This is a genomic window from Glaciimonas soli, from assembly GCF_009497155.1.
GTDB lineage: Bacteria > Pseudomonadota > Gammaproteobacteria > Burkholderiales > Burkholderiaceae_D > Glaciimonas > Glaciimonas soli.
Genome location: NZ_WINI01000001.1, coordinates 851,611 through 876,478, shown reverse-complemented (window position 1 = coordinate 876,478; position 24,868 = coordinate 851,611). Strand labels below are relative to the sequence as shown.

Annotated in this window: 20 protein-coding genes; 9 read left to right on the top strand and 11 right to left on the bottom strand. The window is 49.6% G+C overall.

Features of this window, described 5'->3' with window-relative positions:
• Nucleotides 1-112: 112 nt before the first annotated feature.
• The 4 genes from GEV47_RS04045 to GEV47_RS04030 form a co-directional block, all read right to left on the bottom strand.
• Nucleotides 113-553: an SRPBCC family protein gene (locus GEV47_RS04045; protein ID WP_153233390.1), complete on the bottom strand. Its 441-nt coding sequence runs from the start codon at nt 551-553 to the stop codon at nt 113-115.
• A 234-nt stretch (nt 554-787) separates the two neighbouring features.
• Nucleotides 788-1,252 (bottom strand): SRPBCC family protein, encoded by a 465-nt coding sequence (locus tag GEV47_RS04040; RefSeq protein WP_153233389.1) that lies wholly within the window; start codon nt 1,250-1,252, stop codon nt 788-790.
• Nucleotides 1,249-1,578, bottom strand: a complete 330-nt coding sequence (locus GEV47_RS04035; RefSeq protein ID WP_153233388.1) for an ArsR/SmtB family transcription factor — start codon at nt 1,576-1,578, stop codon at nt 1,249-1,251. Before GEV47_RS04035 ends, GEV47_RS04040 begins: the two co-directional genes overlap by 4 nt.
• A gap of 80 nt (nt 1,579-1,658) precedes the next feature.
• A complete protein-coding gene (locus GEV47_RS04030) occupies nt 1,659-2,948 on the bottom strand; it encodes a cytochrome-c peroxidase (RefSeq protein ID WP_153233387.1) in 1,290 nt (429 codons plus the stop codon).
• A 689-nt stretch (nt 2,949-3,637) separates the two neighbouring features.
• On the opposite strand from GEV47_RS04030, the gene GEV47_RS04025 reads away from it, so the two are divergent.
• Nucleotides 3,638-5,518, top strand: a complete 1,881-nt coding sequence (locus GEV47_RS04025) for a phospholipase C (RefSeq protein WP_153233386.1) — start codon at nt 3,638-3,640, stop codon at nt 5,516-5,518.
• A gap of 158 nt (nt 5,519-5,676) precedes the next feature.
• Here the strand turns inward: GEV47_RS04025 and GEV47_RS04020 are convergent, their stop codons facing one another.
• Together GEV47_RS04020 and GEV47_RS04015 are read right to left on the bottom strand one after the other, a co-directional pair.
• On the bottom strand, nt 5,677-6,168 hold the full coding sequence (locus tag GEV47_RS04020; RefSeq protein WP_153233385.1) for a GlcG/HbpS family heme-binding protein: 492 nt from the start codon (nt 6,166-6,168) through the stop codon (nt 5,677-5,679).
• Nucleotides 6,169-6,321: 153 nt separating this feature from the next.
• The gene (locus tag GEV47_RS04015; protein ID WP_153233384.1) at nt 6,322-6,915 is read right to left on the bottom strand and encodes a YdeI/OmpD-associated family protein; all 594 of its coding nucleotides are present in this window, start codon (nt 6,913-6,915) and stop codon (nt 6,322-6,324) included.
• A 256-nt stretch (nt 6,916-7,171) separates the two neighbouring features.
• Between GEV47_RS04015 and GEV47_RS04010 the strand changes: the two genes are divergently transcribed.
• Nucleotides 7,172-8,398, top strand: a complete 1,227-nt coding sequence (locus GEV47_RS04010) for an MFS transporter (protein ID WP_153233383.1) — start codon at nt 7,172-7,174, stop codon at nt 8,396-8,398.
• Between the two features lie 94 nt (nt 8,399-8,492).
• Here the strand turns inward: GEV47_RS04010 and GEV47_RS04005 are convergent, their stop codons facing one another.
• The 5 genes from GEV47_RS04005 to GEV47_RS03985 all read right to left on the bottom strand — a co-directional run bounded on the left by GEV47_RS04005 (nt 8,493) and on the right by GEV47_RS03985 (nt 15,935).
• Nucleotides 8,493-9,941, bottom strand: coding sequence for an efflux transporter outer membrane subunit (locus GEV47_RS04005; protein ID WP_153233382.1), 1,449 nt, complete (start codon nt 9,939-9,941; stop codon nt 8,493-8,495).
• Between the two features lie 2 nt (nt 9,942-9,943).
• Nucleotides 9,944-13,207, bottom strand: coding sequence for an efflux RND transporter permease subunit (locus GEV47_RS04000; RefSeq protein WP_153233381.1), 3,264 nt, complete (start codon nt 13,205-13,207; stop codon nt 9,944-9,946).
• A 167-nt stretch (nt 13,208-13,374) separates the two neighbouring features.
• Entirely contained in the window at nt 13,375-14,583 is a 1,209-nt protein-coding gene (locus tag GEV47_RS03995; RefSeq protein WP_153233380.1) for an efflux RND transporter periplasmic adaptor subunit, read from the bottom strand.
• A 199-nt stretch (nt 14,584-14,782) separates the two neighbouring features.
• The gene (locus tag GEV47_RS03990) at nt 14,783-15,637 is read right to left on the bottom strand and encodes an alpha/beta hydrolase (RefSeq protein WP_153233379.1); all 855 of its coding nucleotides are present in this window, start codon (nt 15,635-15,637) and stop codon (nt 14,783-14,785) included.
• Nucleotides 15,638-15,671: 34 nt separating this feature from the next.
• Nucleotides 15,672-15,935 carry a hypothetical protein gene (locus tag GEV47_RS03985; RefSeq protein WP_153233378.1) on the bottom strand — a complete coding sequence of 88 codons (264 nt, stop codon included), beginning with the start codon at nt 15,933-15,935 and terminating at the stop codon, nt 15,672-15,674.
• A 344-nt stretch (nt 15,936-16,279) separates the two neighbouring features.
• On the opposite strand from GEV47_RS03985, the gene GEV47_RS03980 reads away from it, so the two are divergent.
• The 7 genes from GEV47_RS03980 to fdnG all read left to right on the top strand — a co-directional run bounded on the left by GEV47_RS03980 (nt 16,280) and on the right by fdnG (nt 24,816).
• Nucleotides 16,280-17,233 carry an AraC family transcriptional regulator gene (locus GEV47_RS03980; RefSeq protein ID WP_153233377.1) on the top strand — a complete coding sequence of 318 codons (954 nt, stop codon included), beginning with the start codon at nt 16,280-16,282 and terminating at the stop codon, nt 17,231-17,233.
• Nucleotides 17,234-17,651: 418 nt separating this feature from the next.
• Nucleotides 17,652-18,629, top strand: a complete 978-nt coding sequence (locus GEV47_RS03975) for a LysR family transcriptional regulator (RefSeq protein WP_153233376.1) — start codon at nt 17,652-17,654, stop codon at nt 18,627-18,629.
• Between the two features lie 191 nt (nt 18,630-18,820).
• Entirely contained in the window at nt 18,821-19,456 is a 636-nt protein-coding gene (queE, locus tag GEV47_RS03970) for a 7-carboxy-7-deazaguanine synthase (RefSeq protein WP_153233375.1), read from the top strand.
• A gap of 131 nt (nt 19,457-19,587) precedes the next feature.
• Nucleotides 19,588-20,037, top strand: a complete 450-nt coding sequence (gene queD / locus GEV47_RS03965) for a 6-carboxytetrahydropterin synthase QueD (RefSeq protein WP_153233374.1) — start codon at nt 19,588-19,590, stop codon at nt 20,035-20,037.
• Between the two features lie 6 nt (nt 20,038-20,043).
• The gene (gene tadA, locus GEV47_RS03960) at nt 20,044-20,577 is read left to right on the top strand and encodes a tRNA adenosine(34) deaminase TadA (protein ID WP_153233373.1); all 534 of its coding nucleotides are present in this window, start codon (nt 20,044-20,046) and stop codon (nt 20,575-20,577) included.
• Nucleotides 20,578-20,635: 58 nt separating this feature from the next.
• A complete protein-coding gene (gene ldcA / locus GEV47_RS03955) occupies nt 20,636-21,547 on the top strand; it encodes a muramoyltetrapeptide carboxypeptidase (RefSeq protein ID WP_407646203.1) in 912 nt (303 codons plus the stop codon).
• A gap of 197 nt (nt 21,548-21,744) precedes the next feature.
• Entirely contained in the window at nt 21,745-24,816 is a 3,072-nt protein-coding gene (gene fdnG / locus GEV47_RS03950; protein ID WP_153233371.1) for a formate dehydrogenase-N subunit alpha, read from the top strand.
• The last annotated feature ends 52 nt before the right edge of the window (nt 24,817-24,868 follow it).

Here is a 24,868-nt window from a genome sequence, read left to right as displayed (position 1 = left end):
CAGAAAACAAAAAGCCCACATTTATGTGAGCTTTTTTTGTGAGGGGAGGCTGGAATTTTCTAACAAGCCACGTACGCGCAAGTATCTGTGTTTCATCCTGATACGCATCAGTTCAATTCCAGTTGTCGATCTTGACGTCGTTCGGAAAGGGGGCGCCCTTACCGGTTTCGACAAATGACTTCAAACTCAGCATAAACACACCCCATTTGGTACTGCAATGGTGCATGAACTCCACAGCTTCCTTCCAGCCTGTGTGTCTGAAAAGGATGATCGTAAAGTCATCCTCTTTCTTGAGATCGAAACTGATCTTCGTACCTATCCATTCATCCGGCCCTTCGACCACCTGCCATAGCACGCGGCCGGCAGGATCAAGTTCAAGAACCTTCATGTCGAAACCAGCGCTGCCAAAGCGGAATCTGATCACTTTGCCGATCTGACTTTCGCCCTGTGTATCGGTGGTCCACCAGGCGCGAAGGCCATCAAGCGTGCTCAATGCTTTGTAGGTATCGTCCAGCGACGATTTGATTCCGACTCTGTGTAGAATATCTGCCATGGCAATTACTCCTTCTCGTTGTTGACTCCTGTATGCGTTTCTAAATCGACCAAGTCTTTGCTCGCATTGGCGTAGCCGCGACTTGGTGCTCATGCATCGAGACGTTGCTCCCCGATGCAAATCACCCGGTCTTCATAGGCGCGCCGGTCTCGCGCGACGTACGCGCAGATATCACATCACCCCCCTGCGCAAAGATATCGTCCAGTGCACACCAGGACGAGCCTCTCGGTTGCGTTATTCCTGATCGCCAGCGATAACACCAATTTGCGGAACAACCTTCTTCCAGCCTTCGCTCATATTCTGGAAAGCAGTATCGTTCTTCGGCATGACGAAGCCGGAATGGACCATGCGAATGCGTGTTCCGCCTCCAACTTTGGAAAGGCTCCACGTGACGATGGTTTCCAGCCGTGAGCCGTATCCGACATTCCCCTCATCCCCGCTTACCCAGGAATATACGAGGCGTTCGTTTGGCACTACTTCCAGCACTTGACAGCGAATCATGCCATCCCACGCGCCAGCTGGTGTCGTTTGAAACGTGAAGTGCTTGCCTTTCAAAGGCGCAAAGCCTTCTGGTACCATTATCCAGCGGCTGATCAGTTCATTGTCTGTCAACGTTTTCCAGATCGTCTCCGGCGTATGCGGGAAGACTTCGTCAACCACTATATCTTGCGTGTCGGACTTCAAAACGGCGTTGTTCATGGATCAATCTCCTTCAGGATGGTTCTGAGGTTGACGAACCGCTCACGCCAAAATATGCCGTAGTGGCTCATCCAATCGACTAGAGGTTCGAGACCCTCAGGCTGGGCGCGATAATAAACGTTCCGGCCTTCGGGACGCTCGGCGATCAAGCCGGCTTGCTTCAACGACTTAAGATGTTGTGAAATGGCGCCCTGTGTCACGCCGCTCCCCCGTGTCAACTCGACCACGGTAATTTCTTTGGAATTCACGATACGCTCGAACAAGGCTCTCCGGGTTGGATCAGCCAGTGTCCGCATGATCGCGTTGATGTCAGTAGTTTCAGTCATTTACTACACATTAGTACACGCTAATGCATTAGTCAAGGCTAATTTATTGCGAGGAATTTAGTGCTTTTTCTAATCTACATTTACTTATTCGCAACAGGCTTACCCTCAGGCAGATAACCGTCATTAAGTGTCTTGAGGAACGCAACAACATCCTTGATCTCATCATCCGTCAGCGCGGGCGGTACGCCGGGTTTGCTGTCGAATGGCGCATCGGTCACATCCACATTGGCGTGATATTTCACCGGCAAATCGTCATACTTGTTGAGCTTGCCGTTTTTGCCGCGTGGGTACCATTTTTCCGGTTTGGTTTCGCGCTCCATGTAAAAATGCACGACGTCTTCCAGCGAATGAAACACACCATTGTGAAAATACACCTGACGGGTGGCGACGTTGCGTAACGTCGGCGTTTTAAAGTAGCCACAATAATTCGTTTGTTTGGCCGCATCCTTGCGCAACGGGCCGCACATGCCAAGATCAAAATATTTTGGGTCGCGGTTGGCTAAAATGGCCTTGTTACGTGGCGCCCCGAGCGCCTCAAATTGATAGTCGGTGAACGCTGGCGGGAACTGACCGTCGCGTGACGGCTTTTCAATATGGCAGGTTGCGCAATTCCCCTTTTTCGGATCTTTGAATAGCGTGAGCCCGCGCATTTCCTGTGGACTCAACTCCACCTTCTTTGCCAGGTAGTAGTCATATTTACTATCATAAGGATGGAAGCTACGATCTTCTTTCTGATAAAGAGCCAACGCATAATAAGCTTCGCCGAGCGCAAGATTCGATGAGGTGAATACAGCCGGACCAAACAATTTCAGCATATCGCTGGCGTAAGGCGCTGCCTTGAGTTTAGCCAGTAGCTCGGTGGTGCTCTTGTTTGCCATTTCATTTGCGGCAAGCAAAGGACCGCCGGCTTGGTCCGTCAGATTCGTTGCCCGGCCATCCCAATCGAAGCCACCTTGAGGAACGACTGCCTGTACTGCCGCTGCTGATTGCAGGGTTGCCTTCGCAACTATCGGGGCTGTAGCAGCAGCGGCCACTTTGGCATTTTCCGCTGCGGTGGCGACCTTGTCTTCTTCATCGGGCTGGGTGTCAGGCCCGATAGAAAATGCAGGCGCATGTTCGTGATAGCGCAACGATGGCACCGCGCGTCCGCCCTGATTTTGCAGACTCATGCCGCCGAGTTGTACGGCAAGATCGTTCGCTGGCGCATGCGCGTTATTCGGATTGTGGCAAGACGCGCACGAGAGTTTTCCGGATCCGGATAACGATGTATCGAAGAAGATTTTCTTTCCTACTTCCGCGACCGCACTCAATGGAACAACCGGCGCATTCAAGCGCGCGAGCGCTGCCGCTTGCACACTTGGCACAGGCATGGATGCCGCAGTTAGGCTTGCGATTGGCGGAGTCGCCGGTATGGCAGGCGCTTTTACCTTGTCCTGAGGATCACACGCACTCAAGAAAAACGTTAGCGTTACAAGCGCAAGAACTGTTGTGCGTGGAGAAGTTGACGTGGCAAAGACAGAGCGCAGCTGAAACCTGATATTCATAAAGACTCTAAGACCTGTAGCGGTGAAATTTCCAGCGCAGTGACAACGCAGAGGAGCGCAGTTGCGCATCTAAAAAATAATAACCCGCCACAATAACGTTGAATTATTTCATCTTGATGAAATGGGGGGCTTTGCAATCAGAAGCGACGAATCAGATGATGAATCCAACAGAACATCATGCTGTAAAGCCGTCATCATGCGGTAATAAGTCGCCCTTACAATCCAGCTCCGAATGTTTCTCAGTGGCATCAGCCCTGCGTCATTTTGTGACTGTCGAGTGGTATCCGGCAAGTGACATTCCAACAAATATTGGTGTGATAGGAAGCGCATGGCACGCCAATAAATTATCGTGTTTGATCAAGGGCAAAGAGTAAAAAGAGGCGAACTGTCTGTGTCAGCGAATGGGGTTCTTATTGCGATGCGACTTTGTCGCGACCTAATTCAGATCGAACGAGAGATACAAGAAGTAAGCCGAAAACAGTATTACTCACTAAGAAAACTAACTAGAGGAATCAATGAAACTGTACTCAACATTTGCAGAGCGTGGCTTTGCGAAACCGACGCTGACTGTGGCAGTTGCAGCCGCTTTACTGCTAGGCGGATGTAACTCCGGCGGCTCGTCATCATCATCGGCGACCAGCAGCCCGACAGCGGCAGTTGCAGCGAAAGCCGCTACACCGATTCAACACGTGGTCGTGATTTTCCAGGAAAACGTCTCCTTCGATCACTATTTTGGTACTTATCCAAAAGCAGCTAATCCGGTAGGTGAGCCAGCATTCACGGCCGCAACGAATACCCCGACTGTCAATAATCTGCAAACACCATTGGATGTCACCAAGAATTTTGCGGCGCTCAATATTGCGAGCTTGCTGACAGCGAATCCGACGACGTTGAACACCGGTAACGGCGTTAATGCGATCAATCCTTTCCGTCTAGACCGCACGCAAACGGTCATCGCCGATCAGGATCATGATTATCAGGCAGAGCAAATGGGCTTCAACGGCGGCGCAATGGATTTGTTCCCAGCTTCGCTAGGTGCAGGTAACTCTGCAGCGCCGCAAGTATTGACGCCGCCACTGAATACCAACGGTTTGACCATGGGTTACTTCGACGGTAATACCGTGACGGCAATGTGGAACTATGCGCAACACTATGCGCTTAACGATAACTCGTATGGCACCACTTTCGGCCCATCGGCACCAGGTGCGATCAATCTGATCTCTGGTCAGACTAACGGCGTTATCGCCACCAACTTGTCAGCCAGCCAGGCAGGCAACTATGCTGCTGGCGGCGGTTATTACGGCGAATTGTCCGCTGACGGTATAGGCGGCATTAATCTGGCTGGTGATGCGCAGCCTTTGAACGATGCTTGTATGACACGCGATGCGGCGCAGTTGAGCGGTAAAAACGTTGGCGATTTGCTTAATGCCGCGAACGTTAGCTGGGGCTTCTTCCAGGGCGGGTTTGACTTGACCATTACCAATCCAAACGGTACGACAGGTTGCAAACGTTCCACCACATCTGCTGTAACGGGTGTTACCAAAGCCGATTACATTCCTCATCATGAGCCGTTCCAGTACTATGCGAGTACACAGAATCTGCAGCATGCTCGCCCAAGTACGGTCGCGGCAATCGGCAATACGTATCAAGCCGATGGCAAAACGCTGGACCCAGCTAATCACCAATACGACATCCATGACTTTTTTGATGCGGTATCAGCTGGTAACTACCCTGCAGTCAGCTTCCTGAAAGCGCCGGGTTATCAGGATGGTCATGCGGGTTATTCCGATCCGCTCGATGAGCAAGCCTTTATCACGCAAGTGGTCAATTTCTTGCAAACGCAACCGGGTTGGAGCAATACACTGGTCGTGATTGCCTATGACGATTCCGATGGTTTTTACGATCATCAAGCCAGCCCTATCCTGAATCCTTCAGCCAACACCACGGCCGCTGCAATTTTCACTAGCAACGGCTTAACTGCACCAGGTGTGGCAGATGCGTTAAATGGTCCAGGTCAATGTAAATCGAATGGCGCTGGTTCATTGCAAGGAACAGTAACTGCGTTGTCCAGTGCATCCGGCAAGGCTGGCGCTCAAGGTCGTTGCGGTTATGGCCCACGTTTGCCGCTGTTGGTGATCTCACCTTATGCGAAGACCAACTACGTCGATCACACGCTGACTGACCAGACTTCGATCTTGCGCTTCATCGAAGACAACTGGTTGTCTAGCCAACGCATCGCTGGTTCGTACGATGCTATTGCAGGTACTTTGAATAACATGTTGAATCTGACTGGTACACCGAGCACATCGCAACTGATACTCGATCCAACCTCAGGTCAACCATTGGCTTGTCCAACCTGTAAAAAAGCTATCCTGCCAACGCCAGTTAAATCGTAATGGCAGAAAAATGACATGAATCCAGTTCAAATACTCGAATCAAGAGTATTTGAACAAGGTCTTGCTCAAAATGTAAAAGCCCGTTCTTTGCCAGCAATGGCGATGAAGAACGGGCTTTTTTTATAGTCAAATAAAGGATTTTAGTGATGTGTCACCATTCACTTCAGTTGACCTGCGACCGTCGCGATCCCGGCGTTGGCGCAGACCTCATCCTTCTCGCCGCCGGGCGCGCCGGAGACACCAACCGCACCTATCGTGACGTTATCGATTTTGATCGGAACACCGCCGCCGACGGCAACCACATCAGGAATTTGAAGCAAGTATGCATTTGCGGGATTACTAGTCAGTTTCATAAATTCGAGGGAAGTCTGGCCGCGTGTACGGGCCGTATAAGCTTTCCTGCGCGCGAATTCCATAGTGTGCGGGTTGGAGCCATCACCACGCACGGAGGCACGTACTAATCCGGCATTGTCCAGAATTACTACAGAAACCTTGTAACCATCCTTCGTACATTGCGCAAGTGCACCTTCAATAATGCTCAATGCCATTTTCATTGATACATTCTTTTCGATAAGCGGTGCCTGCGCACTGGCTGATGCCATGGAAGCCATGATAAGTGCTGTGGCCGCAAGAATTTGTCGTTTGAACATGATAAATTCCTCCTGATTTAGATGGTTCGCGAGCGAGGCACATTGTTACAGCAACGTCGCGGTCACCATTTTTTCAATTGGAAATCTATTTTAGTCCATCCATATAAAGCCGAGCATTCAGACAGCAATGACATCACCATTGGAAATGATTATTCAGGGATGAATTTTTTCATGTCGTTCTAACATTTCCACTAATTGAGAGATGCGCTTGGCACGTGTTTCGGCCTTCTTGGCAGTTTGAATCCTATACAAAACGGCGTATCGATTTGCACTGTTGAGCGTTTCAAAGAAACTTTTCGCACGCGCATTGCTATCCAATGCTGCCTGAAAATCACTGGAGACAGTCGCCTTGCTTGCAGGGTCATATGCGGCGTCCCAACTACCGTTTTTCCGCGCGCTCTCAATCGCCTGGAGTCCGGCTGCTTGCATTACGCCTGTTTTGATCAGAGCCAATGCCTTTTCTTTATTGATCTTGGACCAAACGCTTTTATCTGAGCGGGGCGTAAATCTCTGTAGCCAGAACTGCTCGCTGTGAGCTTGTTTTTGCCCATCTATCCAGCCAAAGCAAAGCGCAGTTTCAACGGCCTCAGCATAAGAAACCGACGGTATGTCGATTCCCTTTTTTGTGAACTGTAACCATAAGCCAGGTGACGTGCTGTGATTTTCTTTTAGCCAGGCCGTCCAGTCTTGTTGCTGTTCAAAGTGGTGAATCGGCAGAGCTGTGACGGATTTGGTTTGAGAGTTCATTCTTGCATCCTTCTGAATTCAAGATTGGACGTGAGCATATTTTACGAGTGTACGACATCAAAAGTGCAGCATTGAATTCGAATTATGATAAGATTTTTCGTCGCTACGTGGCGGCAAGAAAATCCGCATCAATCACCGTTTTTCCATTTACCAATGTAACTCTTAAATATACCTATACGTATTTTTCATATTTCATCGTTTCCTTTTATTTGGAATGCGACGATTTTTTTCGTAGGTATCTTTTGAGGGTTATCTCATGCTGAAATCTTTATTTCGTTCATTGCGGCGGCACCGCTGGCTGCGCCTGCTTTCCGCGGGATTTATTGCGTCATCCATCGGTACGGGTTTGACTTTTGTCATCGTGTTTGGAGAGCTATTGCGCCTTAACGCGCCATCTTCAGCTCTCGCAATTGCGTACGCATTAGCCACTGTACCTGGGTTGGCAGGCAGCTTTCTTGGTGAAAAATTATTAGTTTACCGCTCTCCGTTTTTTATTCTTATTTTAGGAGAACTTATAGGATTTTGTGGTCTTGCAATACCGATTGTGGGGATAGCGCACAACTCAGTGATATTGCTTCAGTTTGCTGAATTGCTTGCGGCATTTTCCATTGGAATGACATTGCCGGCCATGGAACTGGTTTTTAAGCGAGGACTATCCGAAGACGAATTATCGACGGCTGCCAGTGTGGAGACGGTGATATTTGCTTCAAATACGTTGTTCGGAATCGGGCTTGGCAGTTTTTTATATGGCCATTTCAAAGCTATCAATATTTTGATGTTGGATGGCGCAAGTTATTGCGTTTCAATTTTTCTGATTGTTCTCGCTTATTTTTCTTTTAAGGGTTGTGTTGATTATGCAGTTCCAGAGGCTTCCAAAAAGGTCAAATGGATGACTCTCACGATTGAGCAACGCTTCGCACTACTGACGTTGCCGTCGCTGGCGTTGGTTGGGGTACCTGCGATGGCATTGCTTCCCTCACTCGCGAGCGGAAGTAGCAATGGCCGGAGTGCGGCTGCAACGTTGCCATTATTGTTCGCCCGAAGTTTGGGACAACTGTTGGGCCCGTTTCTTCTTTCCCCAGATAGATTTGGCACCTATAGCAAAGATGGGAGAGTGATCTTTATTTTATTAGCTGCATTTCTCGCCTGTTATTTGTCGCTGCCTCTGGTCGACTATCTTTGGCTGTCGCTCTTTTTAGTCTTTGTTGCACATCTATTTTCAAATCTGGTTCTTGCCCTTGGATGGTATGCAATCCTCAGTAACTTTACTGAAGAGTTTATCGCGTCGGCAATAGCACGATCGTATCGATGGAATGTAGTAACAGCCTCTTCTGTATCGTTAGGAGCGGGTGTTATTGCAGATCATTATGGTGCGTCATACGCATTAGCAATCTTGTCAGGCGGGGGATTGTTGCTTGCAGCGTTTGTCATGCTGAGGCTCAGAAAGCTGTCACCAGCCGTCAATGAATTTTCATCGTCTTAATACTTGTATAGGTTGACGTAGGTTAAGCGGAAAATGGCGCGGTGAGAGCATTTGGCTAATGCTCTCACCGTAAGCCGATTCGATTTTGCGAAAGCTATTTAAGCGCAACCGCAGCAACATCCTTTCCGTCATCACTCCAACCGCCACCCAAAGCCCGTATCAACCCTACTGAGGTCAGCGCCCGCAATCCGACAGTTTGGCTTTTTGCTCGTTGCGTTGCAAGACTCGAGCGCTGTGCATCAATCACTTCAATATAGCTGGTCGATCCATTACGATAGCGTGCATTAGCTAAGCGTGTGGCCAGCTCAGCGGCGTTGACGGCTTGTTCTTGATAACGAATCTGGTTATCCAGAGTGCGCAAGCTGCTCAGATTGTCCTCTACATCCTGAAAACCAACCAACACCTGCTGCCGATAGTTCGCAACCATGTTTTCGTAGTTGGCATCGGCCCGCGCCAGATTGGCTTTGTTGCGGCCACCATCCAAGATCGGCAGATTAAGAATTGATCCGACCAAAGGACCAAGCAGCCAACTGCGGCTCGACCATTTGAATAGATTATGGAGGGCATCTGATTCCACGCCACCAGAAGCAGTCAATACCAGGCTGGGGAAAAAGGCCGCTTTGGCAACCCCGATACGAGCGCTGGCGGCGGCTAATTGGCGCTGTGCCTGCGCTATATCGGGACGTCGCTCTAGCAAGTCAGACGGTAGGCCCGCTGGAATATTGATGGTAACGGCAGTGATAGGTGACGTGCTTAAGGAGAATTGTGCGGGCGCTTTTCCCAGCAAAATCGCCAAGGCATGATCATGCAGTGAACGATTCCGTTCTACGCCTTCTTGTTCTGCCTGCGCGGATGCTAATTCAGTTTTTGCCTGCGCCACATCTAGTTCACTGATATCACCTTCTTTATAACGATGTTCGACCAGACGCAATGCTTCCTGGCGAAGGACGATAGTTTGCTGAAGCACGTCGAGCTCTGAATCCAGCGAGCGTATCGAAAAATACTGTTGCGCTACATCGGCTTGCAATGCCAGCAAGACCGAACGATACGCCGCTTCTTGTGCTTGCACATCCAGTTGCGCAGCGCGACTATTGTCCGATAGGCGTCCAAACAAATCGACTTCATACGACGCAGTCAATTGCGCTTGCCATTGAGTTGACGTGCTGCTGGCATTGCCTTGGCGAGTCGGACCAAAACCTGCTCCTAACTGAAAAGCACGATCAGCATCGGCCAGACCTGCGGTGGCGCGTGCATCTTTGACCCTGGCCATAGCCATTACTAACGTCGGACTGGATTGCGTTGCCTGTGTGATCAAGCCATTTAGTTTTGCATCGCCGAAAATGGCCCACCATGTACCGCGGTCGCTGCCGTCAGCAGGTTGTGCCGGTTTCCAATGTCCATCTAATTCAGTCGAATCGGCTGCCAACTCGCGATATTGAGTAGGTAATTTCATTTCGACTTGTTCAGGCGGTTTGGTAGTGGAGCAGCCGGCAAGAACCAGCGCAGCTACCAAAGTCATCAGTGTTAAATTATATTTTTTCATTTTTATACTCCTGTCACAGCAGGTGTCTGGGGCGCTTGATTGACTGCCGCTATTGCCGGCGTCACTTCATGCGATGCGCTCTGTACCTCTTGTTCGTGATGCTCTTGATGTTCGCCTTTGTAGTGCAATTTGCCACCAAGTCTGGTCGCCAAAGTGCGTAACAGAACATAGAAAATAGGCGTCAGGAATAAGCCGAAAGCAGTCACGCCGATCATGCCGGAGAACACCGCCACACCCATTGCATGCCGCATTTCTGCACCAGCGCCAGTTGACGTAATCAAAGGTATGACGCCGGCAATAAATGCAATCGATGTCATCAGAATCGGGCGCAACCGCATATGCGCTGCTTCAATCGCGGCAGCGTAAATACTGCGCCCCTGATGTTCCAGTTCACGTGCAAACTCGACAATCAGAATCGCATTCTTACAAGCTAATCCCACCAACACCACCAGACTGATTTGCGTGAACAGATTGTTGTCGCCTTTAGTGAGCCACACACCAAAAATTGCTGACAAAATGCCCATCGGGACGATCAATAACACCGCCAATGGCAGGGCCAGACTTTCGTACTGCGCTGCCAACACAAAGAACACCAACAGCATGCACAACGGCAAAATAATGAATAGCGTATTACCAGCAATCTTGTCTTGATACGTGATCTCGGTCCATTCATAACTAATCCCGCGTGGCAGAGTTTCTGCCGCGATGCGTTCCACTGCGGCTTGTGCCTGACCGCTGCTATAGCCGGGTGCTGGACCGCCGTTCACGTCTGCCGAAGGAAAGCCGTTATAGCGGATGGCCTGATCCGGGCCGTGACTTTGCGTCATTTTCAGTAGCGATGATAGCGGCACCATTTCGCCTTTGTCGTTGCGTGTTTTCAGTAGGCCGATATCTTCAGCATGGGCCCGGAAGGGCGCATCTGCCTGTACCCGCACTTGGAAAGTGCGGCCAAATTTATTGAAATCATTGACGTAGAGTGAGCCTAAATAAATTTGCAAAGTATCGAATACAGCCGGAATCGATACACCTAATTGTTGCGCCCGCACCCGATCGACGTCGGCATATAATTGCGGCACATTGATTTGGAAACTGGAAAACATTCCCGTCAATTCCGGTGCCTGGCGTGCTTTGGCCATGAAGGCTTGCAAGGCGTCGTTCATTGCTTCGTTGCCGAGTGCGCCGCGATCCTGGATTTGCAATTTAAACCCGCCGATCGTGCCTAAGCCTTGTACCGGCGGTGGCGGGAACATCGCAATGAACGCGCCTTGAATACTTGAAAATTTCTGATTCAGCTGTTGCGCAATCGCTGCGCCACTCTGGTCTGCGCCACGGCGCTCGTCGAATGGCTTGAGCGTGGTGAACACGATTCCTGAATTTGGACTATTGACGAAACCATTGATTGACAAACCGGGGAAGGCGACAGCCGATTCCACTCCCGGTTGTTTCATCGCGATGTCTGACATTTGGCGGATGACATCTTCGGTTCTATCCAACGATGCAGCGTCCGGCAATTGAGCGAAGCCGACTAAATACTGTTTATCTTGTCCCGGTACAAAACCTGTTGGCACAATATGAAACAGGAACATGGTCGTGCCGATTAACACCGCATATACCATCAGCGCCGCAGATTTACGTTTAAGAATGGAAGCAACGCCGGTGCTGTAATTATCCGAGCTGCGATGGAACACGCGATTAAAGCGCACAAAGAACCAGCCAAATGCACTATCAATCGCGCGTTGGAAACGGTCTTTTTTAGCGCCGTGGCTTTTCAATAGCAACGCGGCCAAGGCCGGTGATAGCGTCAACGAGTTGAAGGCCGAAATGATGGTGGAAATCGCAATCGTCAATGCAAACTGTTTGAAAAATTGACCAGTCAAACCGCTGACAAATGCCAACGGAATGAACACCGCACATAAGGTCAGGGCAATGGCAACGATAGGTCCGGACACTTCTTGCATCGCCTTATAGGTTGCCGCTTTTGCCGATAAACCTTGTTCAATGTTGCGTTCTACATTTTCCACTACCACGATGGCATCATCGACCACGATACCGATGGCCAGTACCAAACCAAACAAACTCAAGGCGTTGATCGAAAAGCCCAGACCCAGCATCACCGCAAATGTACCGATCACCGAGATTGGCACCGCCAACAACGGAATGATGGAAGCACGCCAGGTTTGCAAGAAAATGATGACAACGATAACCACCAGTAAAATCGCTTCCAGCAAGGTATGCGTTACCGCCTCGATAGAAGCGCGAACGAATTGCGTTGGGTCATACACAATCTTGTAGTCGACGCCTTCCGGCATATCTTTTTTCAGTTCTGCCATGGTTTTGCGCACATTGTCGGAAATCTCCAATGCGTTCGAGCCGGGTGCCTGAAAAATTGGTATCGCCACCGCTTGTTTGTTATCCAGTAGGGAGCGCAGGGCATATTCGCTGGCACCTAATTCAACTCTGCCGACGTCTTTCAGATAGGTCACGACCCCATCGGATGAGGTACGCACGACAATGTTTTCAAACTCTTCTACCGTGCTTAAACGGCCACGTGCATTGATTGACATCTGATAACTAACGCCAGGCACAGACGGCGAGGCGCCGATCACGCCGGCGGCGACATTGACGTTTTGTTCGCGAATTGCATTGACTACATCGTCGGCGGTCAGGCCACGTTCCGCGACTTTGCGCGGGTCCAGCCAGACGCGCATCGAGTAATCGCCAGAGCCAAACAATTGCACGTCACCGATACCTGGCAAGCGTGCCAATCTATCTTTGACATTAAGCACTGCGTAGTTGCGCAGATACGCCATATCGTATCTATCGTTAGGTGATAGCAAATGCACCACCATGGTTAAATTTGGTGAGCTTTTGGTGGTCGTCACCCCCAGGCGCTGTACCACATCCGGCAATCTTGGTAACGCTTGATTAACACGGTTTTGCACCAACTGCTGTGCCTGATCGGGTGAGACGCCGAGTTTGAACGTGACAGTTAGCGTCATCAAACCATCGGTGGTAGCTTGCGATGACATATACAACATGCCTTCGACGCCGTTGATTTGCTCTTCAATCGGTGTGGCAACGGTTTCCGCAATGGTTTCCGGATTGGCACCCGGATATTGTGCCTTGACGATCACCGATGGTGGGATCACTTCGGGATATTCTGAAATCGGCAGATTGAACATGGCGATCAAACCGGCGATCAAGATCACTGACGACAAGATCCCGGCAAAGATGGGCCTATCAATGAAGAATTTAGAAATATTCATGGTGTTGTTCTTTTCTGAATAATGATGTGAAGACGAAGTTCGCGCAAAAAGCCGCCCCATCCTCGCGTATGCGTGGAGTCAAAATGTTGCGGCGTTGCTAGCATTTTTAGCAAACCGGCGGTTTGCTCCCTCTCCTGTATTCCCGTATCAGGAGAGGGCGAGAGGGCTTATTTCATCGCCACCGTAGCCGATGGTTTCCCCAATGCGACACTGGTGTCCATCGAGATCATCACTGGCGTCACGACATCGTTAGGGCGAATCCGCTGCAAACCATTGACGACGATGCGTTCATCTTTATTCAATCCAGAGCGGACGATGCGCATGCCATCGACCATTGGACCGAGTGCGACTGGACGATAATTTACTTTGTTGTCGCTATTGACCACCATGACATATTTTTTATCCTGATCGGTTCCCACTGCTTTGTCGTCGATCAAAACCACGGTTTCTGCCGCCGAACCGCCAGTACGAACCCGGGCAAACATACCGGGCGTGAGTAAACCGTTGTCATTGTCAAACTCGGCGCGCACTCGCATCGTGCCGGAAGCTGTATCGAGCCGATTATCAAACGATTTGATGCGCCCTTGATGCGGATAGCCCTGTTCGTTTGCCAATCCAATCGACACCGGCAAACGACTGATGCCAGAATTGCCTGCAGCGCCGTTGGCGGCGTAACGGATATAGGTTTGCTCATCAACTTCAAAATTGACGTACACCGGTGAAACGGAGACCACTGTAGTCAATGCGGGCGTATTTGCGCCTGCGCCAACCAGATTGCCAACCGTGATTTCTGCGCGTGAAACTCGGCCGCTCACGGGCGCGGTGATGGACGTATATTCCAGGTTAAGTTTGGCCGTTTGTACTGCTGCCTGTGCTGCTTTTAGATTGGCATCGGCTTCCAGGACAGCGTTGTTACGCTGATCCAACTCGCTTTGGGCAATCGCGTGCTCGTCGATCAAGCGGCGGCTGCGATCCAGTTCAGTTTTGGCTAAAGCCAGGCTGGCTTGTGCGCCGGCTTGCGTTGCCGAGGCGCGTGCCAATTCTGCCTGATAAGGGCGTGGATCGATGGTGAATAGCAAGCTGCCTTTTTTAACCAGTTGACCCTCTTGGAAATGCACTGCGTCTATGGTGCCAGCCACACGAGGGCGAATTTCCACGCGCTCTATCGCTTCCACCCGACCAGAAAAATCATCCCATTCAGTAACAGATTTTTCCAGCGCTTTGGCAACTGAAACCGAAGCTGGTGGTGGGGCACTTGCAGCGGGTGATTTGGCTGCACGGCTATTCAATGTTAAACCGCCGGCGGCCAAAACAATCAGAACACCGATGGCGATGACGACGTTTTTTTTAGACAATAACGGTGATGATGTTTTCATTTATTTTCCCTGTGATTTATTTAAATTCGGACTTGCGAAAAACAGGACCGGCTGTCGTATTTTTCGTTCAGAAAAAACGAGCAAAAAAAAGCAAAGAGTGAAGTCCGGAGATGACCGGGGGCACCTAATTTGGTCATCGATATCGACGTATGAGATCGTGAGCAAAAAAAGCGACAACTAGCCCTGTTTTCGTATTTCTTTAGATTGAATCTGCAACAAACTGCCGTGCGGTTTCTGTGGCCGAGGCAAAGCAACTGTGTTGTTGATTTACCAGACTGCGATTTTTTTCAACAGCGGTGTCCGTGTTGCTTTTAGTACTGACAAAGCGCCGCACTTGTACTGGCGTGCCAGCAGCAATTAACTTTGCTGCGTATTGTTCAGCTTCGTCCCGCAACGGGTCCGAAGCCTCGGTAATGATTAATGCTGACGGCAAACCACTCAAACGCCTTGAGTGCAGGGGCGCTGCATATGGATGGGTTTTATCGCTGACAGCCGGTAAATAATCACGCCACGCCTGCTGGCATGGGCAGTCATCAGCAGCCACCATAGACAGTGTGGTTTGTAGCGGATCAAGCAATGGGCAGATAAGAATTTGCCCACGCAACTTGGTAAATGCATTTCTATCGCGTACCAACATCGTCAGTCCCGCCGCCAGATTGCCGCCGGCCTGATCGCCAGCAACGAACAGAGCCTGCGCATCGGCACCAAATTGCGCGGCATGGGCATAACTCCATTGCAGCGCTTCCAATGCAATGTCCAAAGTGTCAGGGAAGTGGCACTCAGGCGCTAACGGATAGGCCACGCATACCACCGCTGCATTTTTCGCCATCACCTGCGCAATCCCTGTTGCGTCGGTTACTGTTCCTTTGTTAAACAAGCCGCCATGAAAGTACAGCACTAATGGCACCGTTGTCTTCGACGTAGCCGGCGTGCTTCTGATACCAAAAACATGCATGCCGATTTCACGTTCTGTTGCTGTCGACGATCTAAAAGATGTCACCAGTGGTGCTATTAACGATGTGACAGCCGTAGATGTTGTGTGCAATTGCGTCATGGTGAACTCAGGCCGGTATCCGGTTTTACAATAATTATTTTGATATAGCTGCTGACGAGGCAGACGCCGTTTCTGATGTTTGCAACAGACCGACAACCGAGGTTGTTTCGTCGCCTAACATGACGCCACCTGTCATCGCACCGTCAACGATTTCTTGCAACCATGGCTGTATCGTTGCCAGCGATGACATCGCGATCAAGCTCAACAACACCGCAATGACGAGGCTAATTAAATAAGGGTGCGAATGTTTTTCATGGTGCTGCATATGATGCATGGGGTGAGGGAAGTGCAATTTCATGACAACCTCCATTTAGCGTATTTTTGATGCGATGCGGAAACCTTGATATCAGTATAGGCGTTCCAAAAAGAAAGATAAGAGGGGTAAATCGGGAAGAACTGTCTGGATTTTCTGGACAATATTTTATTCAGGCCGGTCGTTTATAAACATGCGAACAGGGTTGCATATGGAGTGTAAATATACGCGCTGGCATTCCGACCACGGTAGCCGGATACTGCTAGTTTCTTGCCTGATTCTGCAAATCATTGCCAAAAGGCATCCGGTAAAAGGAAGAGCAAGGTAGACTTCTAGCTATCTTGTTCTGCACTAACTCACGGGAAATGCAAGGAAAGGTAGGGAAACTAATGAATACAAGCGATCAAAAGCCGGTATCAGATCAAATGGCGTTAATTTCGCAGCAAGCCGAGCTGAAACAGTTAATAGCACAATATGCCAAAACTGCTGGTGTCTATGAGACGCCGATTTCGTCTTTGTTTTTGGCGCGAATAGATCAACCGAGTGCGCCAGTGCATACCGTCCATAAGCCGGCTTTTTGCATCATCGTGCAAGGTTTGAAGCGAACCATGCTGGCAGACGAAGTTTTTTACTATAGTGCAGGGCAATATATGGTGGTGTCGCTGGATTTGCCTGTTGTTGGACAGGTGGTGGAAGCGACGCCGGAAGTACCTTATCTAGGATTGCGCATAGATCTTGATCCTCAGCAGATCGGTGAATTATTGATGACACTGAAATCTCAACCATCGCCGCCGTCGAAAAACACTACGGCAGGATGTGGCATGTTTGTCAGTAATCTGCACGCTTCACTGCTTGATGCAGTTTTACGTTTGGTACGTTTGTTGACGTCGCCGGAAGATATTTCTGTATTGGCACCAATGGCAATGCGTGAAATTATTTATCGCTTGTTGCAAGATGATCAGGCGGAGATTTTGCGGCAGATTGTCATGTCTGATAGTCAGGCTAAGCACATCTCAAAAGCGATAGATTTGATTAAACGTGATTACAACAAGACGTTGCGGATAGAGGATATGGCGCGCATCGCTAACATGAGCGTTTCATCTTTACATCATCATTTCAAAGCGGTGACAGCGATGTCGCCTCTGCAGTATCAAAAGCAATTGCGCTTGCAAGAAGCGCGACGTTTGTTGTTTACGGAAATGGCGGATGCGGCAACTGCGGGACATTTGGTGGGATATCAAAGTCCGTCCCAGTTTAGTCGTGAATATAATCGGTTGTTTGGATCGCCGCCTGCGCGGGATGTGGCTAGGTTGCGGTCTAGTGGGGTGTTGGCGGTGGCTTAGTAAGCCTGATGCTTAAAGGGATTCTTGCACTGCATTACTCCGTGGGGCTGGCAATGTCGGGGGTAGCCCGACAGCTAGTCACTTTTTCTTGCTTCGCCAAGAAAAAGTAACCAAAAAGAAGGCGACCGCAGAGCCGTTGCCCGCCGCAGGCGGGTCCCCAAATGTGCCAGCTGTTATTCGGATGGGAAGACCAACTCGCTGCGCTCAAACATGTCTTCCCATAATTCCCGAATAACAGTTGGCACATTTGGCAACGTCCAATGCGGGACAGTTCAAAAACAACTTCAAAACCTGCAGCCTTGATGCTGCAAAGACTACGAGTAAATCTACGAATTCACCATCATCAAAAAAATAAACACAAATAGACTAAAATTTGCTTCTTTGTGGCAATAAACGGGATAAGGGATAGGGTCGCTAAATGGATCGTTTCGACACAATGTTGGCGTTTACGCGGGTGGTGGAGCTGAACAGTTTCACTCAGGCTGCAGCGTCATTGAAAATGCCTAAGGCTACTTTATCGGCGCAGGTGTTGGCGTTGGAAAAGCGTTTGCATGTCAAATTGTTAAACCGTACTACGCGCCATGTCAGCGTGACACAAGATGGCGCTGCTTATTACGAGCGGGCGGTGCGGCTGCTTGGCGAGTTGGAAGAAACCGAAGCTGCGGTTAGCAGTGCGACGACAACCCCAAAAGGGCGCTTGCGTGTGGATGTGCCGGGTTCGCTTGGGCGGCGGATCATTGTGCCCGCGTTGGGTGATTTTTTTGCGCGTTATCCTGATATCGATTTGGAAGTTGGTTGTAGTGACAGGCCCGTGGATTTGTTGCAAGAGGGTGTCGATTGCGTCATCCGTGGTGGAGAAATTCTCGACGAATCGTTGGTGGCGCGACGTATTGGTAACTATCAGTTAGTCACTTGTGCGACGCCAGCGTATCTGGCCAAATTTGGCACACCGCAAGTGCCCAGTGATTTAGAACGTCACATGTTGGTGAATTACTTTTTTTCTAAAACGAACAAGATTTTTCCTTTCGAGTACATGGTCAATGGCGAGAAAACCGCGGTGCATAGTCGCCAGCGCCTGGCCTTGAACGATGCTGATGCGTGTATTGCTGCCGGCCTGGCAGGATTAGGCATACTGCAATTGCCGCTATTCCTGGTGCCGGAATATATAGGTAGCGGTCAATTACAAATCGTGTTGGGTGAATATCCCTCGACGACTAGGCCGATGTATGTGCTGTACCCGCAAAACCGCCATTTATCGACCAAAGTCCGCGCTTTTGTCGAGTGGACGGCAGAGTTGTTTTCAAAATGCGAGTGCATCTATTTCAAAGCGCAACCGCTTCTTCCTCCTGAATTGATAAAGCAGTTGGCACCACAACGGGATGTGGTATTGATGTAATTATTGCCATAATTAATCGACGAGTTGCTGCTGGTTTATAATGTAGGGTTATGTATTTGCATTGACTTGCAAGTGCTGCCAAAAAACTGCTTATGCATTGTTAGCCCGTCTTGCCGTGCAGTTGTACTGCCCACGCCGGCGCGCCTGGCCCAAGCAGTTTTTTGGAAACTCTTATTATCCGAGAGATCATTTTGACCTACAGCATCAAAGAAATTTTTTACACACTGCAAGGCGAAGGCACGCATGCCGGTCGCCCTGCGGTGTTTTGTCGTTTCAGTGGTTGTAATTTATGGACCGGTCGTGAAGAAGATCGCAGTAAAGCGATCTGCCAGTTTTGCGATACGGATTTTGTTGGCACAGACGGCGAGGGCGGTGGCAAATTTAAAGATGCGACAGCCTTGGCAGAGACTATCAATGCTCAGTGGCCGACGACGTATACAGCCAGTAAATTTGTGGTTTTCACTGGTGGTGAGCCGTTGCTGCAATTGGATGCGGCGTTAATCGATGCCATGCATGCAGTCGGCTTTGAAATCGCGATTGAAACCAATGGCACGATAGAAGTGCCTGCCGGTGTCGATTGGATTTGTGTCAGCCCTAAAATGGGCTCAGAACTGAAAGTCCATAAGGGGAACGAGCTGAAAGTGGTGATTCCACAGCCAGGCCAGCCGTTAGCAGCATATGAAGCGCTTGATTTTGATCATTTCTATTTGCAGGCCATGGATGGACCGTTATTGGCAGATAATCTAAAGCTGGCAATTAACATGTGCAGACGCAATCCAAAATGGAAGTTGAGTATCCAAACGCATAAGCTGCTGAATATCCCTTAGTTTTACGTGAAATTGTCCCAGCGTCGTTGCTCCTCCTTGCCATATTAACGTACTGTCTTCGTCGTCAGGGTTAGCCGAATTCGTCGCTGGAGCAATTTTTCGTAAGCCATTCATTAGAGTAGAAAAATCCAATGTTAACTATCACCCGCAAATTAGAATTCGATGCCGGTCATCGTATCCCTGACCATAAAAGCCAATGCCGCAACTTGCATGGGCATCGTTACACGCTCGAAATCACCTTGGTGGGTAACGTTATCGAAGTTGAAGGTAGCTCCGACAATGGCATGATTATGGATTTCTCTGACATCAAAACGCTGGCAAAACAGCATCTGGTTGATGTCTGGGATCATGCATTTTTGGTCTACGAAAAAGATACTGCCGTTCGTGATTTTTTGACCACATTGCCAAATCATAAAACCGTTATCATTGATCGTATTCCCACAGTGGAAAATCTGGCGCGCACCGCTTACGATATTCTCAAAGCGGCTTACAAAGATCATTACGGTACTGGCTTGCATTTGCAAAAACTGGTGTTGCATGAAACGCCAAATTGTTGGGCTGAGATTTCTGAAGATGCCTGATTTACCATGAATCTTTCTGTACTCCCTGACGACGCGTATGAAGCTAAGCGCGACACTATTTACATGCAACAAGCTCTTGAGCAGGCAGAGAATGCCTGGACTTTGGGCGAAGTGCCGGTGGGCGCTGTGATTGTCAAGGATGGCGTCGTGATTGCAACCGGCTTTAATCAACCTATCGGTAATCATGATCCGACTGCGCATGCAGAGATCATGGCCTTGCGTGCGGCAGCAAGTTTGCTTGGCAATTATCGTCTGCCGGGTTGTGAAATGTACGTTACTCTGGAGCCATGCGTGATGTGTGCCGGCGCTATGATGCACGCGCGTCTGGCACGTGTGGTGTACGGCGCCAGCGACCCTAAAACCGGTGCCTGCGGCTCGGTAGTGAATTTGTTTGAACAAGAAAAATTGAATCACCATACGCGATTGACCGGTGGCGTAATGAGTGAAGAATGTGTCACACTGCTAAAACAATTTTTTGCAGAGCGCCGTCAGGCGCAACAACATTACCGTGACCAAAATTCTTCCAAAAACTCCGCTTGACGCTAACGCGCTTAATGCTAATTCCAAGACTGAAATCCAGGTCGAACATCAGACCGCTATTTCTTCACCGCCCATCGGCGTAGCCATCATCGCCCCCAGCGGTTATGTGGTGGACGAACCATCGCTGGCACGCGGAATTGCTGCGCTACAACAGCAAGGCTGCGTGGTGTATAACTATTACGACCCGGCAGAAAAATACCAGCGCTTCGGCGGTACTGATGCCGGGCGCATCGCGCAAATTTATGCGGCGATAGATAATCCGCAAGTACAGATAGTCATGGCCGTGCGCGGTAGTTACGGTCTGTCGCGTATATTGCCGTTATTGGATTTTGAACGTATCGCGGCTAGTCAAAAACGGTTTGTGGGTCATAGCGATTTCACGGCTTTTAATCTGGCTTTGTTGGCAAAAACCGGCTTTTCCAGTTTTGCCGGCCCTATGGTGTGCAGCGATTTTGGCGAGGTCGAATTAAGTGCATTTACGATGTCCAGTTTCTGGCAATGTATGCGCCAAAGCGAACACACAATACAAGTAGCGGCATTAAATAATCCCTCCGTGGAGGTTAGCGGTACGTTGTGGGGCGGTAATCTGGCGATGCTGAATCACTGCATCGGCACACCTTATTTCCCGCAAATAGAAGGCGGCATTCTTTTCCTCGAAGATATTGGCGAACACCCATTCCGGATTGAACGCTTGATGCTGCAATTGCAATATGCGGGAATTCTGGATAAGCAACGGGCTATTGTTCTCGGCGATTTTTCAGGTTATCGCTTAGCCGATTTCGAGAATGGCTATAACTTCGACAGTATGCTGGCCTTTTTGCGCGAGCACATTGCGGCACCAATCTTGACAGGGCTGCCATTTGGACATATTCGCGATAAAGTGACATTGCCGGTTGGCGGCCAGGCCAGCCTGATTTCTGACGAAATGGGTTTTCGATTGACGACACATAATGTACACTGTATTGGTTAATTACTAATGTTCCTGTATTTTGTAAATTTCGGAATGACCTGTTAATTGACTTTAATAGGCTATTTTTTTTGGGCCCCGAATTCTGAAATGACTGTCTGCAATATTTCTGTAAAAAGCGCTTATACTAATAAAGTGGCTTCTACCATAGTGTTGCGCAGTACATGTTTTTGTTTTTTCATTACCTCACTGGAGGCATCATGAATCAAATGTCGCGGCGCCAGTTTTTGAAGGTCACTGGCACCACTTTGGCAGGATCCAGTCTCGCACTGCTCGGCTTTGCGCCGATAGAAGCGCTGGCGGAAGTCCGTCAATATAAACTTTCCCGCACCACCGAAACCCGTAATACCTGCCCATACTGCTCAGTCGGATGCGGCATCTTGATGTACGGTTTGGGCGATGGTGCTAAAAATGCGGTGTCTTCCATTATTCATATCGAAGGCGATGCTGATCACCCGGTCAATCGCGGTACTTTGTGCCCTAAAGGCGCCAGCCTGATCGATTTCATCCACAGCCCAAATCGCTTGAAGGAGCCGGAATATCGGGCGCCAGGCAGCGATAAGTGGGAAACAATTTCCTGGGATAACGCTCTCGATAGAATTTCCAAACTGATGAAGGCTGATCGGGATGCCAATTTCATTGAGAAAACCGAAGACGGTAAAACGGTCAACCGCTGGTTAACCACCGGGATGTTAGCGGCATCAGCGGCCAGCAATGAAACTGGCTATCTGACGCATAAAACAATTCGCAGCATGGGTATGCTGGCTTTTGATAATCAGGCGCGTGTATGACATGGTCCGACGGTGGCAGGTCTTGCCCCGACGTTTGGCCGTGGAGCGATGACGAATCATTGGGTAGATATCAAAAATGCCGATGTGATTCTGGTCATGGGTGGCAATGCTGCTGAAGCACATCCTTGTGGTTTTAAATGGGTGACAGAAGCCAAGGCGCACAATAAAGCGCAGTTGGTCGTGGTCGACCCACGCTTTACGCGTACTGCTTCGGTGGCCGATTATTACGTTGCCACACGCACCGGTTCTGATATCGTATTCCTCGGCGCGATCATCAATTATTTGTTGACCAACGATAAGATCCAACACGAGTACGTCAAGAATTACACCGATATGCCGTTTATCGTGCGCGAGGACTTTGCGTTCAAAGACGGTATTTACTCTGGCTATGATGAAGCCAAAGGTGGTTATCCCGACAAGAGTTCCTGGAACTATGAAATGGGTGCCGATGGTTATGCCAAAATCGATCTGACTTTGCAGCACCCGCGTTGCGTTTATCAATTGATGAAAGCACATTACGCCCGCTACACGCCAGAAATGGTTGAGCGCAGTTGTGGTGTGCCGCCGGATAAATTCCATAAAGTGGCTGAGCTGTTGGCATCAACGGCGGTGCCCGGTCGTGCCGGAACTATCTTGTATGCATTGGGTTGGACTCACCACTCGACTGGCGCGCAAACCATCCGTTTGGGGGCGATGGTGCAGCTATTGCTGGGCAATATAGGCATTGCCGGCGGCGGCATGAATGCGCTGCGCGGACACTCCAATATTCAAGGATTGACCGATCTCGGTTTGATGTCGAATCTGCTGCCGGGGTATATGACTTTACCTTCCGAAAAAGAGCAGGATTTCGAGGCTTATATTGGTGCACGTGCCAGCAAGCCGCTACGCCCTAATCAACTTAGCTATTGGCAAAACTATCGCAAATTCCACGTCAGTTTGATGAAAACCTGGTGGGGAGATGCGGCTACGACGGAAAATAATTGGGCATACGACTATATGCCTAAACTCGATAAACCATACGATTTGTTGCAAGCCATTGAGCTGATGTGGCAAGGCAAAATGAATGGCTATATCGCGCAAGGTTTCAATTTCCTGGCGTCGGCACCGAACAAGAAAAAAGTCACGGAAGGCATGTCCAAACTGAAGTTTTTGGTCGTGATGGATCCGTTGGCGGTGGAAACGGCCGAGTTCTGGAAATCGCATGGCGAGTTTAATGACGTCGATCCGAGCAAAATTCAGACCGAGGTATTCCGTTTGCCGACCTCATGTTTTGCCGAAGAAGACGGTTCTCTGGTAAGTTCATCGCGTGTGTTGCAATGGCATTGGAAGGGTGCACAACCACCAGAAAATGCGCGTAGCGATATTGAAATCATGTCGGAATTATTTCTGCGCATTCGCAATATGTATAAAAAGGATGGCGGTAAATTCCCAGATCCGATTGTCAACCTGGCATGGCCTTACGCCAATCCAGAAAATCCGACAGCGGATGAGCTGGCCAAGGAATTCAATGGTAAAGCGCTGGTTGACTTAACCGATCCTAAAGATGCAACCAAAGTATTGGTAAAAAAAGGCGAGCAGTTAACTTCTTTCGCACAGTTACGTGATGACGGCAGCACGACAAGCGGTTGCTGGATTTTCTGCGGTGCATGGACGCCGGCTGGTAATCAGATGGCACGACGTGACAACAGTGATCCGACTGGCATAGGTCAAACCCTTAATTGGGCATGGGCATGGCCAGTGAATCGCCGGGTGTTATACAACCGCGCTTCGTGCGATCTCGCAGGGAAACCGTTTGACCCTAAACGCAAGCTGATTGCCTGGAATGGCAACACCTGGAGTGGCTCGGACATTCCTGATTTTAAAGTGGATGAACCGCCAGAAAACGGCATGGGGCCATTCATTATGCTGCCGGAAGGTGTGGCGCGATTCTTCGCACGGGATCAAATGGCTGAAGGGCCGTTCCCGGAACATTACGAACCGTTTGATACACCGGTTGGTTATAACCCGATGCATCCGAAAAATCCGCTGGCGACCAATAATCCTGGTGCCCGTGTCTTCCCGGATGACAGAGCCATGTTTGGTAAGCATGAGGATTATCCCAATATTGCGACCAGCTATCGCTTGACCGAGCATTTCCACTATTGGACTAAACATGCGCGCTTGAATGCGATTATTCAGCCCGAGCAATTCGTTGAAATTGGCGAAGAGCATGCGAAACAAGTCGGCGTGGTGGCTGGTGATCGTGTCAAAGTGAGTTCGAAACGCGGTCACATTATTGCCAAAGCGGTGGTCACTAAACGGATTAAGCCGTTGACGATTGAAGGCAAGCAAATGTTTACCGTTGGTTTGCCAATTCATTGGGGCTTTACTGGTTTGACTAAAAAAGGTTACCTCGTCAATACCTTGACGCCGGTAGTGGGCGATGCCAATTCGCAGACACCAGAATTCAAATCGTTCCTGGTGAAAGTGGAGAAGGCATGAGGCAGCGGCAGATGAGAACCATCAAGCGATGTGTTCAACATAACACTAGCGA

Bases quoted from the DNA above. Each gene is read 5' to 3' on its own strand.
- GEV47_RS04000 (WP_153233381.1), bottom strand. From the start codon at position 13,207: ATGAATATTTCTAAATTCTTCATTGATAGGCCCATCTTTGCCGGGATC.
- GEV47_RS03985 (WP_153233378.1), bottom strand. From the start codon at position 15,935: ATGAAATTGCACTTCCCTCACCCCATGCATCATATGCAGCACCATGAA.
- GEV47_RS04015 (WP_153233384.1), bottom strand. From the start codon at position 6,915: ATGAACTCTCAAACCAAATCCGTCACAGCTCTGCCGATTCACCACTTT.
- GEV47_RS04005 (WP_153233382.1), bottom strand. From the start codon at position 9,941: ATGAAAAAATATAATTTAACACTGATGACTTTGGTAGCTGCGCTGGTT.
- tadA (WP_153233373.1), top strand. From the start codon at position 20,044: ATGAATCTTTCTGTACTCCCTGACGACGCGTATGAAGCTAAGCGCGAC.
- GEV47_RS04045 (WP_153233390.1), bottom strand. From the start codon at position 553: ATGGCAGATATTCTACACAGAGTCGGAATCAAATCGTCGCTGGACGAT.
- GEV47_RS04030 (WP_153233387.1), bottom strand. From the start codon at position 2,948: ATGCCTGTGCCAAGTGTGCAAGCGGCAGCGCTCGCGCGCTTGAATGCG.
- GEV47_RS03980 (WP_153233377.1), top strand. From the start codon at position 16,280: ATGAATACAAGCGATCAAAAGCCGGTATCAGATCAAATGGCGTTAATT.
- GEV47_RS03975 (WP_153233376.1), top strand. From the start codon at position 17,652: ATGGATCGTTTCGACACAATGTTGGCGTTTACGCGGGTGGTGGAGCTG.
- GEV47_RS04035 (WP_153233388.1), bottom strand. From the start codon at position 1,578: ATGACTGAAACTACTGACATCAACGCGATCATGCGGACACTGGCTGAT.
- GEV47_RS04020 (WP_153233385.1), bottom strand. From the start codon at position 6,168: ATGTTCAAACGACAAATTCTTGCGGCCACAGCACTTATCATGGCTTCC.
- GEV47_RS03995 (WP_153233380.1), bottom strand. From the start codon at position 14,583: ATGAAAACATCATCACCGTTATTGTCTAAAAAAAACGTCGTCATCGCC.
- GEV47_RS04025 (WP_153233386.1), top strand. From the start codon at position 3,638: ATGAAACTGTACTCAACATTTGCAGAGCGTGGCTTTGCGAAACCGACG.
- queD (WP_153233374.1), top strand. From the start codon at position 19,588: ATGTTAACTATCACCCGCAAATTAGAATTCGATGCCGGTCATCGTATC.
- GEV47_RS03990 (WP_153233379.1), bottom strand. From the start codon at position 15,637: ATGACGCAATTGCACACAACATCTACGGCTGTCACATCGTTAATAGCA.
- GEV47_RS04010 (WP_153233383.1), top strand. From the start codon at position 7,172: ATGCTGAAATCTTTATTTCGTTCATTGCGGCGGCACCGCTGGCTGCGC.
- GEV47_RS04040 (WP_153233389.1), bottom strand. From the start codon at position 1,252: ATGAACAACGCCGTTTTGAAGTCCGACACGCAAGATATAGTGGTTGAC.